Here is a 14,968-nt window from a genome sequence, read left to right as displayed (position 1 = left end):
AATGGGTCCTGCGCGTCAATCCCTGCGGAAAATCAGCCTGCCCAGCCAGCCGGTGATCATGGCCAGCGACACGGAGAAGACGCCGTAGAGAAACGAGTAATCATGCGCGACGCGGAAGATCGACTGTTCGAAGCCCGATTTGCGGATTTCGAGCTGGGCCGAGCTTTCCTTGAGGAACAGACCGCTCTTGAACAGGAACGCGCGGGCTTTATGGGTTCCAACCGGGACGTTGGGCGCCAGCCGCACCGTGGCGCGAAACAGGTTCTGCGACAAGAACTGCACGCCGCCGACATTCTCGCTATAGAGGCCGGTCGCCGCCTTGCGCTCGCGCAGCGCCACGGTGAATTCCTCGATCGTCGCCGGACTGTCGGTTACCTCGGCCGGCTGCATGTAAAGGTTGGAGGCGCCGAGCGACAGCTGCTTATAGCTGTTGGGTTCGGTGATGTCCTGCAGCGGCCGCGTCGTGGCGACGGAGTAGGATACCGGCACGTTCTCGAAGGTCTCGGATTCCAGATTGACCCAGACGCCGAGCACGCGGTCCTTGCGGCGCACCACCACCGGCCGCGGCGGGCCTTCGAGCACGACGATGACGTCATAGCGCCCCTGTCGCGCGACCAGCGGGTCGGGATTTTCCAGCGAACCGAAAATGGTCAGGTCGGCGCCGGAAAAACCGGCGGTGATCGACACGGCGTCGGTGGAGAGACCGATCTGGATGCCTTCCGGCAAGGGGTTCGGCGATTGCGCTGCGGCCGGCAGAGCGACGGCGAAAAGCAAAGCGGCAGCCGAAAAAATCCCCCACCGCGGCATCAGTTCAGGCCCGCGGCGGTCAGCGAATAGAGGTTTGGCGGCGTGACGAAGAGATCGATGGCAAGCCGGATGGCAACCGCCAGCACCAGCAGCGCCAGCAGTGCCCTGAGCTGTTCGCCGCGCAGCTTCTGTCCTGCCTTGGCGCCATATTGCGCGCCGGCAACGCCGCCCGCCATCAGCAGGAAGGCAAGCATGACGTCGACCGTCTGGTTGGTGGTGGCGTGGACAAGCGTGGTGTAGGCCGAGGTGAAAATGATCTGGAACAGCGAGGTGCCGATGACGACGTTGGTCGGCACTTTCAGGAGATAGATCAGCGCCGGCACCATGATGAAGCCGCCGCCGACACCCATGATCGACGACAGGAAGCCGATGCCGGCGCCGAGCCCCAGCACCGGAATGACGCTGACGAACAGCTTCGAGGCCCTGAAGCGCATCTTCAGCGGCAGCCGGTGGATCCAGTTGTGCTGGCCGGATTTCTTCAAGACCGGCGCCGCACCGCTGCGCGTCGCGCGCAGCGCATTGACGCTCTCGACCAGCATCAGCCCGCCGACGGTGCCGAGCAGCACGACGTAGAGCAGCGAAATGAACAAATCGAGTTGGCCGAGCCGGCGCAGGAAGGCAAAGACAAAGATACCACCGGTCGAGCCGACGATGCCGCCGGCCAGCAGCACCCCGCCGAGCTTGAAGTCGAGCGTGCCGCGCTTCATGTGCGACAGCGCGCCGGAGAAGGAGGAGGCGATAACCTGGTTGGCGCCGGTGGCAACGGCGATTGCCGGCGGGATGTTGTAGAAGATCAAGAGCGGCGTGATCAGAAAGCCGCCACCGACCCCGAACATGCCCGACAGGAAACCCACCGCCGCGCCCATTGCCAGCAGCACGAAGACGTTGACGGAAATTTCCGCGATCGGGAGATAGATGCCCACCCGTCAGTCTCGATCAGTTTGCCTGTCGGCGATTGCAGCCATTCCAGGGCATTGTCGCACCGAAAAGCCAATTCTTTCTTGCACCGCCGGGGCAGTGGGATCAAACCCCGCCGCCCTACCGAAACAAAAAACATCTCAAGCAGTTAACAGGCAAATGTATGGCAAGGGCGTCGCGTTAGCGACGCATCTGCCGTTATTTGTGCGCCAGCAGCGCCTTCATCAGCTTTTCGTCGATTTCGCCGGTCGCCTGCATCTTGTTGTCGGTCTGGAAAGCCATGATTGCGGTCTTGGTCTTGCCGCCCATCACGCCATCGGCGCCGCCGGCATCGTAGCCGTTCTTGTTGAGGATGAGCTGGATGTTCTTGACCGCCTTCTTCATGTCGACGCTGGCGGTGGTCTGCGGCGTGCCTTCCTGCCAGGATTCAGGAATATCGGCCGAGTTGGACGCCGGGTCGAGCGGCTTCGGCTTCCACAGTTCCGTGGCGGCGCGGGCCCGCTCCAGCTGTTCGGGGCGCAGCGCAGTGGCGACTTCGTCGCGCTTGGCAGCCGCATCCTTGTCGCCGGTCTTGGCGACGAGCGCGAACCATTTGTAGGATTCCTCCAGGCTCTGCTTCATGCCGACGCCCTTTGCCGCCAGGATGCCGAGATTGAACTGGCTGTCCTTGACGCCGACATCGGCCGCCGCCTGAAACCAGTGCGCGGCCGATTCATTGTCGGTCACGCCGTCGGCGGCCATGGCAAACAGAACGGCCAGGTTGTGCATGGCGCTGGCATTACCCTGCGCGGCGGCGAGCTGGTAGAAGGTCTTTGCCTTCTTGACGTCGCGCGTGACGCCGATGCCCTTCTCGTAGAAATTGCCGATGCGGTATTCCGCCGGTGCGAAGCCGAGCTCGGCCGACTTTTCGTACCATTTGGCCGCTGCCGCCATGTCTTCCTTGACGCCGCGCGATTCAGCATAGCGCGAACCGAGCTCGAACAGCGCCTTGGCGTCACCGCCGGCAGCCGCGTCGCGCAAGGCTTGCGGGCCTGCATCGGCCGGAACGTCTATCTTGGCCACGACAGCTGGTACCGCGGCATCAGCCGGCGGAACGGCGCCGGTAGTATCCGAGGCCGTCGTATCCGAGGCCGAGGGCGCCATGACGGCGGCCGCAGGCTGCGCGTCGGCAGCCGCCGGTCCCGCAGTGGCGGTGGTCGGCAGCATTGCATTTGGCGCGGGGGCCGGATCGGCCAGAGCCATCGGCGCTGGCGCGGGCTCCACCGCCGGCACTTCGGGCCCGGCGACCGAGGCCGCATTCATTGGCGCATCGTTGCCGCCTGCTGGCTCTGAGGGCTCCGCCTGCCTGACGATCCGGGCCGGCGCGTCCTGCATGGTCACCTGCGCATCTGCCTTGGGTTGGCTGGCAGCGTTGACCGAGGCAGTCTCGACCGGCTGCGAGGCGACGATCGGCGCTGTATCGTTGCTTGCGACCTCGACCGGGTCGGCGAAGAAGGCCTTGCCCAACTGGAGGCCGGCAAGCGCCAGCATGATCGCGACCGCTCCCATCAGGATCGGCTTGCGCCGCGCCTTGAGCAGGTCGCCGATACGAAGCGCCTTGACCGGGCCCTTCATGGTAGACTGGCGTTTCAACGCGTCGGCCTCGGCGGCCGCGGCCTGCGCCGCGCGCCTGGCCGCGGCAATGAAGTCGGATTTCGACGCATCGCCGGAGTTTTGGCGCACCGGCGGGCCGCGCTCGTCGCGCACGCGCTTCATGATGGCGTTGAGGTCGGGCGCGCCGGAGCCCGGCTCCAACGGTCGGTTGGCGAGCTTCGGATCGAGCGGCTCGTCGAGATCGACGCTCGGCATGTCGACATTAGGCCCCGAGCCGGCAAGCGGCGGCATGTCAGCCGGCTTCTTGCCCCTGAAGGCGCGCGCCAATCCACCGAACAGCGACTTCTTGGCCGTGCCTTCGCCTTTCTCGGCAATCCTGTCGGAACCGAGCGCTGCCTGGGCAGCGGCCGCGGCAGCCTCGGCTGGCGAGCGCCGCACTGGTTCGCTGCCCATGACCGGGTCGCTACGCGTACCCAGGTCGCTACGCGTACCCGGGTCGCTGCGCATATCCGGCTCGCTGCGCATGATGGCGGCGGCGCGGCCGTCCAGGTCGGCCATGTCTCCGGTCAGCGGCAGCGGCTGGTCGATATCCATCGACGGCGCGTCCTGCACCGAAATCTTGGAGGCGCGTGCATCGCGGGCCCGCCGCGCCGGCTCGGCCTGGGCATCCAGAAGCTCGCTCACCGCCTCGGCCGGTTCGCTGGTCTCCAGCGAGCCCAGACGATCGACGATCTTGAGCAACGTGTCGTGGATAGCCTCGAATGTCCGTGAATTGCGCTCGTCCGAACGACGCGTCAGCGCTTCCAGCGTCTTCAGATCCTGGGCAAGGCCGGTAACGGCCGCGGTGTTGGCGTTGGAATCTGCCAGCGAGCGCACGGCGCTCTCGGCCGCTTCGCGTGCCGCGCCCATGATGGATTCGCGGGTTCCAGCCAGCGACTTCTCGATTTCGTTGAGACGCGGGCTGATGTCCTCGAATTCCGGCAGCGGCGTCCCGGGCTTCGACAGGTGAGCCGACAGGCCGGAGACCTGCGCCTCGAGGCTGCGGATCAGTGCCGGATCGATGCCGGCGACCTGCGCGGCCGACGATTCCAGCCGGCTTGAAATGTCTTCGAGCCGGCTTTCCAGGCCGCGGATCGCCGCCTCGTTGGCAGGATCGGGAATGCGCGTCTCCATGCGTTGGGCGAGTGCGGTGAAGCGTGCGTCGATGGCGTCCATGATGCCGGCGCTGTCAGCCTGCGGCTGACGCTGGTCCAGCCGGTCGGCAACCTCGTCCAGCCGCCGCTCGAGATCGCGAAACAGCATGTTGCCCTGTTCGATGGCGTCGCCCTGCCGACGTTCCATCATGCCCGACAGCACGTCGAAGCGCTGTTCCAGACCCTGGAAGATATAGTCGGCGTCGGGCATGGCCGGGGCGCGGTCGATCTTGTCGGCGATCATCGCGATCTGCTTGCCGAGGCGCTCCATCGCCTGTTCCGGCAGATTGGCGCGGCCGGCAAGCTCGTCGACCCTGTTCGACAGCGTGCTGAGACGGTCGAGAACCTCGCCGCTCGGACGAACCTGCACGACTTCCTCGATCTGCTGCGCCAGCGAGGCGATCCGCTTCTCGATGCGCTCGAACGGTTCGGGGTCGAAGGAATTGGCCTGTGCGGCGACGGTCGAGGCGACGATGGCGCGCGAAATCTCATCGAGCCGTTCGTCGATCAGGCCAAGCGTGTCGCCGCCGCGGTTGCTCTGCTGGCTGACGAAATGATCGACGGCGCCGGCAAGCGTGCGGACCTTTTCTTCCATCGAGCGCAGCGACAGCGATTCCGGCAGATTGTGGACCGCATTGCTGATCTGTTCGAGCCGGTCGGTCAGGGCCGAAAATCCGGGGCCGTCGGCGCGGTTGCGCTGGTCGGCGTCGACACGGTCCTCGAACGCGCTCCAGCGGCGGTCGAAATCGTCCCAGCGGCGGTCGACCTTCAGCACGCTTTCCTCGCGCGCCAATGTGTCGAGCGCCGTCTTTACCTGCTCGAGCTCGAGCCGCAGCATGTTGACGCTTCGGTCGTCGCTCTTCTCGGCCAGCGTCTGGATGGCGCCGGACAGCCGCTCGAATTCGACGCCGAGTTCGGCGCTGCCCTTGCCGGGCAAGCCGCCTGCCTGACCACCCGATTGGTTGCTCGCCTGGAAGGCCCGTTCGATGTCCTTGCGCAACGCGGCGAATTCGCGCTGCAGGCCGGCCGTCATCTGATGGCGCAGTTCCTCGCGCAGGCCACGCAATTCGCCGGCGATCTTGCCGACCACGGCGACGCTGTCTTCCTGGCCGCGCACGCGGTCGATGTCGCGCGCGATCGCCTGATAGTTCTGGTCGAAACCGGCCGGCCCGGCGCCTTTCGGCCGCGGCGTGGGCTGCGGGTCCTCGTACCAGCGCGGCGGGGCGTAGGGCTGGACGCTTGCGTAGCGCGGCTCTGCCGGCGGCCGGCGCGGATCGAAGCGCTCGGCGGCGTCCTCGCGCTTGCGCTCCAGCCGCTGCTCCAGCGTTTCCAGCGAGCGGTTCAATTCATCAAGTGTGGTGTTCGGCCTGCGCGGCCTGCCGGCGTTGAGTGTATCGAGATAGGACCGCTTGCTGTTCATCGATGCGTCCGTTTTTCAGAATGGCCGGCTTGCTGCCAGTTTCCCAAGTCCTTGTCGGGAACGAAGGCGGCCGCGCGGCACTGCTGCGGCGGAAGACGAGCTTCCCGGGCCAGGCCCGCTCTCCGAAAAACCGTGAAAAATTCGCTACAGGATAAACACGGGTGACCGACATCCGTACATTTCACTCATCGTGGTAAACAAGGTGTTAACCAAGCTTAAGAAGTTACGGCATTGCTGAAATACAGGCGGTGCCCGTTCGGACCCGGCGCCGGGGGTGCGGCATAAGGTTTCGCAATCCCAGAACGCCCTTGCGTCATGCGGCGGCTATCGATATAGAATTGACGTAAACGTAAGAGGGGCGCCGTTCGTGCCTTTTGCGATGAATTAGTTGAAACCACGACTGGAAGCATGCCCCCGCTTCCACTCAGGCGTTGCAAGGTCCGAGACCGCGATGCCACGACAGGGGAAAGCCAGTGACTATGAAACTTGTTTCGCCCGGCGAAGCCGCGGCCAACACCAACAATATGTCTGCCGAAGCCAGTGAGGAGCTCGTGCGCATCGGCGAGATGGCCAAGAAATACGGCGTGACGCTGCGCACGCTGCGTTTCTATGAAGACAAGGGCCTGCTCAATCCAAAGCGCGATGGGGCGACGCGGCTATACACGCGTCGCGACAAGGCGCGGCTGAAGCTGATCCTGCTCGGCCGCAAGGTCGGGTTCTCGCTACGCGACGTCAAGCAGATGATGGATCTCTACGATCCGACGGGATCCAACACCAAGCAGCTGCGGCTGGCTCTCGACAAGTCGGAGAAGCAGCTTGCCCGCCTGCAGAAGCAGCGCGCGCTGATCGACGACGCCATCAACGAGTTGAGCGGCTCGATGTCGGCCGTGCGCCAGATGCTGTCCGAGCGTTCGGCCCCGGCCAGCGCCGCCAGCTGATTTCGCTCCGCAGCTCCCGGCGAAAGCTTTGAACGGAAGAGCCGCGCGGCCGCCCACGCGGCTCTTTTTGTTTGACCCCCCTCGCTTTGCGCAAAGCCATGCACCGCTCGTGCCGACAGGCTGGCATAGGTAAATTTTGTCGCGGCGACAAAATTGACGTTTACGCAAACGTCAATTTTTGCTATCCCGCTTTCAAGATTGGCCCGCATGCCGCCCCCAACCTCATGTTTCGGGGCCCGATCTCGCGGCCAAGACCCGCATGGTGGAGGAAACACATGCCGATCTACAGGGCGCCGGTCCAGGACACGCTGTTCGTGCTCAACGAGGTGCTGGGTTATCAGCGCTACTCCAACCTTCCCGGATTTGCCGACGCGACGCCCGACGTTGTCGAGGCGATCCTCGCCGAAGGCGCCAAGCTCGCCGAAAACGTTATGCATCCTCTGAACCGCGTCGGTGACATGGAAGGCTGCGTGCGCCATGAGGACGGCTCGGTGACGACGCCGAAGGGCTTCAAGGAAGCCTACGACCAGTATCGCGAAGGCGGCTGGATGGGACTGGCGGCGCCCATCGAGTTCGGCGGCCAGGGGCTGCCCTATGCCGTGCACACCGCGGTTGCCGAATACATGGTTTCGGCCAACATGGCGCTGATGATGTATCCCGGCCTGACGCAAGGCGCGATCGCGGCGATCATCACACACGGCACCGACGAGCAGAAGGCGACATGGCTGCCGAAGCTGGTCGAGGGGTCCTGGACCGGTACCATGAACCTGACCGAGCCGCATTGCGGCACCGATCTCGGCCTGCTGCGCACCAAGGCGGTGCCGAACGGCAACGGCACCTACAAGGTATCCGGCCAGAAGATCTTCATCTCGGCCGGCGAGCACGACATGTCGGAAAACATCGTTCATCTCGTGTTGGCCCGCATCGAAGGCGCGCCGGCAGGCGTGAAGGGCATCTCGCTGTTCATCGTGCCAAAGCTGAAGCTCGATGCCTCGGGCAATCCGGGCGAGAAGAACACGCTCTCCTGCGGGTCGATCGAGGAGAAGATGGGCATCCACGGCAATTCGACTTGCGTCATGAATTATGACGAGGCCGAAGGCACGCTGCTCGGCGAGGCCAATGGCGGCCTGAAGGCGATGTTCACGATGATGAACGAAGCCCGGCTCGGCGTCGGCCTGCAGGGCCTGTCGCTGTCCGAGATCGCCTACCAGAACGCGGTCTCCTACGCCAAGGACCGGCTGCAGGGCCGCTCGCTGTCTGGCGCCAAGGCGCCGGACAGACAAGCCGATCCGATCATCGTGCATCCCGACATCCGCCGCTCGCTGATGACCATGAAGGCCTTCAACGAGGCCGGCCGCGCGCTGGCGCTGTGGACGGCGATCAAGTCCGACATCGCCCACCGCTCCGCCGACGACAAGGATCGCCAGGCGGCCGACGACTATACGGGCCTGCTGACGCCGGTGATCAAGGGCGTGCTCACCGACAAGGGCTTCGACCATGCCGTCATGGCGCAGCAGGTGTTCGGCGGCCACGGCTACATCGAAGAACACGGCATGAGCCAGTTCGTGCGCGATGCCCGCATTGCCATGATCTATGAAGGCGCCAACGGCATCCAGGCGCTCGACCTCGTCGGCCGCAAGCTTGGCCTGAATGGCGGCCGCGCAGTGCAGGCTTTCTTCAAGGACGTCGGCGAGTTCTGCGAGGAGAACCGTGCCGACGAGAAGCTGGCGCCGTTCACCAAGGCGTTGAAGAAGGGCCTCAACGATCTGCAGGCGGCGACGATGTGGCTGGTGCAGAACGGCATGGCCAAGCCCGACAATGCCGGCGCCGCATCCACCGACTACATGCATCTCTTTGGCCTTGTGGCGCTCGGCTACATGTGGGCGCAGATGGCCAAGGCCGCGCTCGGCAAGACCGGCGCCAATGGCTCCCAATCTGTCCACGAAAATGGGGCTTTCTACGACAACAAGGTGGTGACGGCGCGCTTCTTCATGGAGCGGATCATGCCCGAGACATCGGCACATCTCGCCCGCATTTCCAGTGGTGCGGACACGCTAATGGCGCTGCCTGCGGAAGCGTTCTAGAAATGGCTGGCGTCCCCCTCCCCCTTGAGGGGAGGGTGGCCCGAAGGGCCGGGAGGGGTCCTTGCGTGCAGTGCGCCGGCTGGTTGGCGCTTTGGTAGGAGATGATCGCAATGCCCCAAACCCGCGTCAATTCCGAAGATAAGGTCGAGCACGTCATCGGCGACCCCACCCGACCGCTTCGCGGCCACCCTCCCCTCGAGGGGGAGGGGGACGTTGGCGCGGGAGAAACGGCATGACAAATCCATCAGAAGTGCTCTCTTTGCCGAAGCCAGCCTGGGCGGCGGACGAAGTCGGCATGCTCTACGACATGGCGCATCGCTTCATGTCGGAAGAGATCGCGCCGCGCTACGACGAGTTCGAGAAGAACGAGATGGTCGACCGCGAGAGCTGGCGCAAGGCAGGTTCCGCCGGCCTGCTCTGCGCCTCGATGCCGGAGGAATATGGCGGCTCCGGCGGCACCTTCGCGCATGAGAGCGCCATCATCGAGGCAATTGGCCACGTCGGCGTCGACGGTTTCGGCATCGGTCTCCACAACGCGATCGTTGCTCCTTACATCCTTCACTACGGCTCGGAAGAGCAGAAGAAGAAATGGCTGCCGAAACTGGCGACCGGCGAACTGATCGGCGCCATCGCCATGACCGAGCCGGGCGCCGGCTCCGACCTGCAAGGCGTCAAGACGCGCGCCGAGAAGGACGGCAACCAGTACAAGATCAACGGTTCGAAAACCTTCATCACCAATGGCCAACTGGCCAATTTCATCATCGTCGTCACCAAGACCGATCCGGCCAAAGGCGCCAAGGGCACCTCGCTGATCGTCGTCGAGACCGACGAGGCCGAAGGCTTCGAACGCGGCCGCAACCTCGACAAGATCGGCCTGAAGGCCAACGACACGTCGGAGCTGTTCTTCAATGATATGCGCGTGCCGACCTCGAACCTGCTTGGCCACGAAGAGGGACAGGGCTTCATCCAGCTGATGCAGCAATTGCCACAGGAGCGCCTGCAGATCGGCACCGGCGCCATCGCCATGATCGAACGCGCGCTTGCGCTGACCATCGACTACGTCAAGGATCGCAAGGCCTTCGGCAAGGCGATCATCGAGTTCCAGAACACCCAGTTCAAGCTCGCCGAACTGAAGACCGAGGCGACCATCGGCCGGGTCTTCTACAATGATTGCGTCACCCGCCACATCAATGACGGCCTCGATCCGGTGACGGCGTCGATGGCGAAATACTGGCTCTCGGACCTGCAGGGAAAAGTCGTCGACGAATGCCTTCAATTGCATGGCGGCTATGGCTACATGAATGAATATCCGATCGCCCGCATGTTCCGCGACGCCCGCGTCCAGCGCATCTACGGCGGCACCAACGAGATCATGAAATTGCTGATCGGCCGCTCTCTCTGAGAGCGACGTCGGCAAAGCAAGGAGCAAGCAAATGGCCGAAGCTTATGTCTATGACGCCGTGCGCACACCGCGCGGCAAGGGCAAGAAGGATGGCTCGCTGCACGAGGTGCCGGCGGTGCGGCTCGCCGCCAGGACGCTTGAGGCGTTGCGCGACCGCAACGGCCTCGACACCGCAAACGTCGACGACATCATCTTCGGCTGCGTCGATCCGGTCGGCGAAGCCGGCTCCGTCATTCCGCGTGCCGCCGCCTTCGAGGCCGGCTACGATAACAAGGCGCCGGGCATGCAGATCTCGCGCTTCTGCGCCTCAGGCCTCGACGCCATCAATTTCGGCGCCGCCAAGATCGCTCAAGGCGCCGACGAGATCGTCATTGCAGGCGGCGTGGAATCGATGTCGCGCGTCGGCATGGGCGCCTCGGGCGGCGCGTGGTTCATGGACCCGTCCGTCGGCCTGCCCGGCTGGTTCGTGCCGCAAGGCATTTCGGCCGACCTGATCGCCACCAAGTATGGTTTTTCGCGCGACGACGTCGATGCCTATGCGGTCGAGAGCCAGAAGCGTGCGGGCAAGGCCTGGGCCGATGGCCGTTTCAAGAACTCCGTCATACCGATCAAGGACCAGAACGGCCTCACCATCCTCGATCATGACGAGCATATGCGGCCGTCGACCGACATGCAGTCGCTGGCCTCGCTCAACCCGTCCTTCGTCATGCCTGGTGAAATGGGCGGCTTCGACGCGGTCGCCGTGCAGAAGCACCCTGAGGTGGAAGAGGTCAACCACGTCCACCATGCCGGCAACTCGTCCGGCATCGTCGATGGTGCGGCCGCCGTACTGCTCGGCTCGAAGAAGGCCGGCAAGACGATGGGCCTGAAGCCACGCGCCCGCATCCGCGCCTTTGCCAACATCGGCTCCGAGCCGGTGCTGATGCTTACCGGTCCGGTCGACGTCACCGAGAAGCTTCTGAAGCGCGCCAAGATGAAGCTGTCGGATATCGACCTGTTCGAGCTCAACGAGGCCTTCGCCTCGGTGGTGCTGCGCTACATGCAGGCCTTCGACATCCCGCACGACAAGATCAACGTCAATGGCGGCGCTATCGCCATGGGCCATCCGCTCGGCGCCACGGGCGCGATGATCCTGGGCACGGTGCTGGACGAGCTCGAGCGCCGCGATTTGAACACCGCTCTGGTGACGCTCTGCATCGGCGCCGGCATGGGCACCGCAACGATTATCCAACGCGTCTGATTTTCGGCCGGAAGGAGAGAGACATGACTTATACAAACTTCACGGTCGACACCGACGCAGACGGCATCGCGCTGGTCACCTGGAACATGCCGGACCGCTCGATGAACGTCTTCACCGAAGAGGTGATGAACGAGCTCGACAAGATCATCGACCAGGTGGTGGCCGACGCCGCCATCAAGGGCGCGGTGATCACCTCGGGAAAGGACAGCTTCTCCGGCGGCGCCGACCTGACCATGCTGCAGAAGATGCTGGCCGTATTTGCCAAGGAGAAGACCAAGGACCCGGAGAAGGCGGCACAGCTTTTGTTCGACAATGCCGGCCGCATGGGTGGCTTGTGGCGCAAGCTCGAAACGTCGGGCAAACCTTGGGTCTCGGCGATCAACGGTACCTGCATGGGCGGCGCGTTCGAGCTGTCGCTGGCCTGTCATGGCCGCGTTGCCGCTGACTCCGAAAAGGTCAAGATGGCCTTGCCGGAAGTCAAGGTCGGCATCTTCCCCGGCGCCGGTGGCACCCAACGCGTGCCGCGCCTGACCGACCAGCAGCAGGGGTTGCAGATGCTGACCACCGGCCAGACGCTGTCGCCGCAGAAAGCCAAGGCGATGGGGCTGATCCACGAGATCGCCGAACCCGGCAAGCTGATCGAGACCGCCAAGGCGATGATCAGGAACGGCCTGAAAGCCGTCCAACCCTGGGACGAGAAGGGCTTCAAGCTGCCCGGCGGCCTGATCTATTCGCCCGCCGGCTTCAATCTGTGGCCGCCGGCCATCGCCATCCTGCGTCGCGAGACCTACGGCAATTATCCGGCCGCCGCGGCCATCCTGAAATGCGTCTATGAGGGCCTGCTGGTGCCGTTCGACACCGGTCTGCGCATCGAACAGCGCTATTTCACCGAAATCATGCAGTCCAAGGAAGCAGCAGCGATGATCCGCTCGCTGTTCGTCTCGCTGCAGGAGCTCAACAAGGGCGCCCGCCGCCCGGCCGGCGTGCCGGAGACCAAGTTCAAGAAGATCGGTATTCTCGGCGCCGGCTTCATGGGTGCCGGCATCGCCTTTGTCACCGCCAAGGCTGGCATCCCGGTCGTCCTGCTCGACCGCGACATGGCGTCGGCCGAAAAGGGCAAGACGCATTCCGACAGCCTGATCTCCGATCAGGTCAAGAAGGGCCGCGTCAAGCCCGAGGAGAAGGACAGACTTCTGTCGCTGATCACGCCGTCGGCCGACTATGCCGATCTCGCCGGCTGCGATCTGGTGGTCGAGGCGGTGTTCGAGGATTCGGCCGTCAAGAAGGCTGCCACCGAGCAGGCCGAAGCCGTGCTGAAATCGTCGGCGATCTTCGCCTCCAACACCTCGACCATCCCGATCACCGCACTGGCCAAGAATTCGGCGCGGCCGAAGAATTTCGTCGGCATCCACTTCTTCTCGCCGGTCGACAAGATGATGCTGGTCGAGATCATTTTGGGCAAGAAGACCGGCGACAAGGCGCTGGCCACCGCGATCGATTTCGTGCGCGCCATCAAGAAGACGCCGATCGTCGTCAACGACACGCGCGGCTTCTACGTCAACCGCTGCGTGCTGCGCTACATGTCGGAAGCCTACAAGATGCTGATCGAAGGCGTTCCGGCGCCGATGATCGAGAACGCCGCCAAGGCCGCCGGCATGCCGGTCGGCCCCCTGGCGCTGACCGACGAGACGGCGATCGACCTTGCCCAGAAGATCATGAAGCAGACCATCAGGGACCTCGGCGACAAGGCCGTCGACCCCAGGCAGATGGCGTTGATCAACACGCTGGTCGACACCCATGGCCGCTTCGGCCGCAAGAACGGCAAGGGTTTTTACGACTATCCCGCCAAGCCTGCCAAGAAGAAGCTGTGGCCGGGCCTGAAGGATCTCTATCCGCAGCTGGAGGCCGAGAAGGTCGACTATGAGGAACTGCAGCAGCGCCTGCTGGTAACCATTGCGCTGGAAGCGGCCCGGGTGATGGAGGAAGGCATCGTCACCGATCCGCGTGAGGCCGATCTCGGGTCGATCCTCGCCTTTGGTTTCGCGCCATTCACCGGCGGCGCGCTGTCCTATATTGACGGCATCGGCGCCAGGGAGTTCGTCAGAATAGCCAAAGGCCTGCAGAAGAAATACGGCGCCGAGTTCAAGGCGCCCAAGCTGCTGCTCGACCTGGCCGAGAAGGGCGAGACCTTCTACCAGCGCTTCGATCCCTATGCGAAAGGCGAGGTGCAGAAGGCCGCTTGAGCTAGCGCCCCATGTACGTCTGGGGGCGCCTTGCGCGCATGATGGCCACGGCAAGGCGCCGTGGCCTTATGCGGTCGGTAGCGAAAGCCGACTGGCTTTTCGCTGCCTGCCGACCGAGATCGACTTCAACCTCCATCTCAACAACGCCCGCTACATGATGCTCGCCGACCTCGCGCATGACCCCGAAAATCGGAATCGATTTTCGGGGTCATGCGCCAAATCAAAATGCTACAGCGTCCTTGGCGCGTCCAACAGTACGCTTGCCCGCTCCGTTCAACCGCGACCGCCGACCTAGGCCGAGCGGGGTTTCATGAGCTCCGACCAGGGATTGCGCAGCCTTGCCAAGGCAGTTTGAGGCATCCATGACGACTTCGCCGCACACAGCTTTTTAGGGGATCGGGCCGCGCGCCGGTGGACAATCGGATGACCGCGCGTTAGAAGGAAAAGGTATTTTTTCCTGTTTTGAGGAGAGCGAATTGCTCTCGCATGACCGAGTTTGGGCAGCCATCGACGCTCTCGCTGAGCGCTATTCGTTGTCGGCCTCCGGCCTGGCCCGGCGAGCCGGTCTGGACTCCACCGCTTTCAACAAATCGAAGCGGCTGTCCTCGGATGGACGGCCGCGCTGGCCGTCGACCGAATCGCTGGCGAAGATCATCGAGGCGACCGGCGCCTCGCTCGACGAATTCACCGGGCTGGTCGAAGGCCGTGCCAAGGCCGCTTCGGGCTCGGTAGCCGCGCAGCGTTCGGCGGTGCCGCTGCTCGGCTTTGCCCAGGCCGGCGCCGGCGGCTTCTTCGATGATGCCGGCTATCCCTCAGGCCAGGGCTGGGACCTTGTCGAGCTTCCGGCACGGGCGACCGAAACCTCTTATGCGTTGAAGGTGCAGGGCGATTCCATGCTGCCGCTGTACCGCAATGGCGATGTGCTGATCGTCGAGCCGGGCGCCGCTACCCGCAAGGGCGACCGCGTCGTCGTCAAGACCAATGCCGGCGAAGTCATGGCCAAGGTGCTCGACCGCCAGACGACGAAATCGATCGTGCTGATTTCGCTCAACCCCGACCACCCGGACCGCGACATCGCGATGCGCGATGTCGAATGGGTGGCGCGGATCGTCTGGGCAAGCCAGTAGGTC

General features: G+C 64.0%; 9 protein-coding genes and 1 pseudogene. 7 read left to right on the top strand and 3 right to left on the bottom strand.

Annotation, left to right across the window (positions count from 1 at the left end; genetic code table 11):
* Positions 1-15: 15 nt before the first annotated feature.
* From NKJ64_RS24435 to NKJ64_RS24425, 3 genes are all read right to left on the bottom strand, one after another.
* On the bottom strand, positions 16-807 hold the full coding sequence (locus NKJ64_RS24435; protein ID WP_352463480.1) for a TIGR02186 family protein: 792 nt from the start codon (positions 805-807) through the stop codon (positions 16-18).
* Positions 807-1,730 carry a sulfite exporter TauE/SafE family protein gene (locus tag NKJ64_RS24430; RefSeq protein ID WP_023669608.1) on the bottom strand — a complete coding sequence of 308 codons (924 nt, stop codon included), beginning with the start codon at positions 1,728-1,730 and terminating at the stop codon, positions 807-809. Before NKJ64_RS24430 ends, NKJ64_RS24435 begins: the two co-directional genes overlap by 1 nt.
* A 193-nt stretch (positions 1,731-1,923) precedes the next feature.
* Positions 1,924-5,931 (bottom strand): peptidoglycan-binding protein, encoded by a 4,008-nt coding sequence (locus tag NKJ64_RS24425; protein ID WP_352463479.1) that lies wholly within the window; start codon positions 5,929-5,931, stop codon positions 1,924-1,926.
* A 479-nt stretch (positions 5,932-6,410) separates the two neighbouring features.
* Here NKJ64_RS24425 and NKJ64_RS24420 point away from each other — a divergent pair, with 479 nt between their 5' ends.
* The 7 genes and pseudogenes from NKJ64_RS24420 to NKJ64_RS24395 all read left to right on the top strand — a co-directional run bounded on the left by NKJ64_RS24420 (position 6,411) and on the right by NKJ64_RS24395 (position 14,965).
* Positions 6,411-6,869, top strand: coding sequence for a MerR family transcriptional regulator (locus NKJ64_RS24420; RefSeq protein ID WP_023669610.1), 459 nt, complete (start codon positions 6,411-6,413; stop codon positions 6,867-6,869).
* Positions 6,870-7,144: 275 nt separating this feature from the next.
* A complete protein-coding gene (locus tag NKJ64_RS24415; protein ID WP_023726837.1) occupies positions 7,145-8,953 on the top strand; it encodes an acyl-CoA dehydrogenase in 1,809 nt (602 codons plus the stop codon).
* Between the two features lie 232 nt (positions 8,954-9,185).
* On the top strand, positions 9,186-10,355 hold the full coding sequence (locus tag NKJ64_RS24410; RefSeq protein WP_352463478.1) for an acyl-CoA dehydrogenase family protein: 1,170 nt from the start codon (positions 9,186-9,188) through the stop codon (positions 10,353-10,355).
* Between the two features lie 31 nt (positions 10,356-10,386).
* A complete protein-coding gene (locus NKJ64_RS24405; RefSeq protein WP_352463477.1) occupies positions 10,387-11,595 on the top strand; it encodes an acetyl-CoA C-acetyltransferase in 1,209 nt (402 codons plus the stop codon).
* Between the two features lie 23 nt (positions 11,596-11,618).
* Positions 11,619-13,838: a 3-hydroxyacyl-CoA dehydrogenase NAD-binding domain-containing protein gene (locus NKJ64_RS24400; protein ID WP_352463476.1), complete on the top strand. Its 2,220-nt coding sequence runs from the start codon at positions 11,619-11,621 to the stop codon at positions 13,836-13,838.
* A gap of 11 nt (positions 13,839-13,849) precedes the next feature.
* Positions 13,850-14,010: pseudogene (locus NKJ64_RS30550) on the top strand (thioesterase family protein); the annotation flags it as partial.
* A gap of 304 nt (positions 14,011-14,314) precedes the next feature.
* Positions 14,315-14,965 (top strand): S24 family peptidase, encoded by a 651-nt coding sequence (locus NKJ64_RS24395; protein WP_023681959.1) that lies wholly within the window; start codon positions 14,315-14,317, stop codon positions 14,963-14,965.
* The last annotated feature ends 3 nt before the right edge of the window (positions 14,966-14,968 follow it).

Origin of the sequence: Mesorhizobium sp. M0062, assembly GCF_040323125.1 — a bacterium.
Taxonomy (GTDB): Bacteria; Pseudomonadota; Alphaproteobacteria; order Rhizobiales; family Rhizobiaceae; genus Mesorhizobium.
Note: the sequence above shows the minus strand (reverse complement) of the source record. Positions and strands in the feature narration are given on the sequence as shown.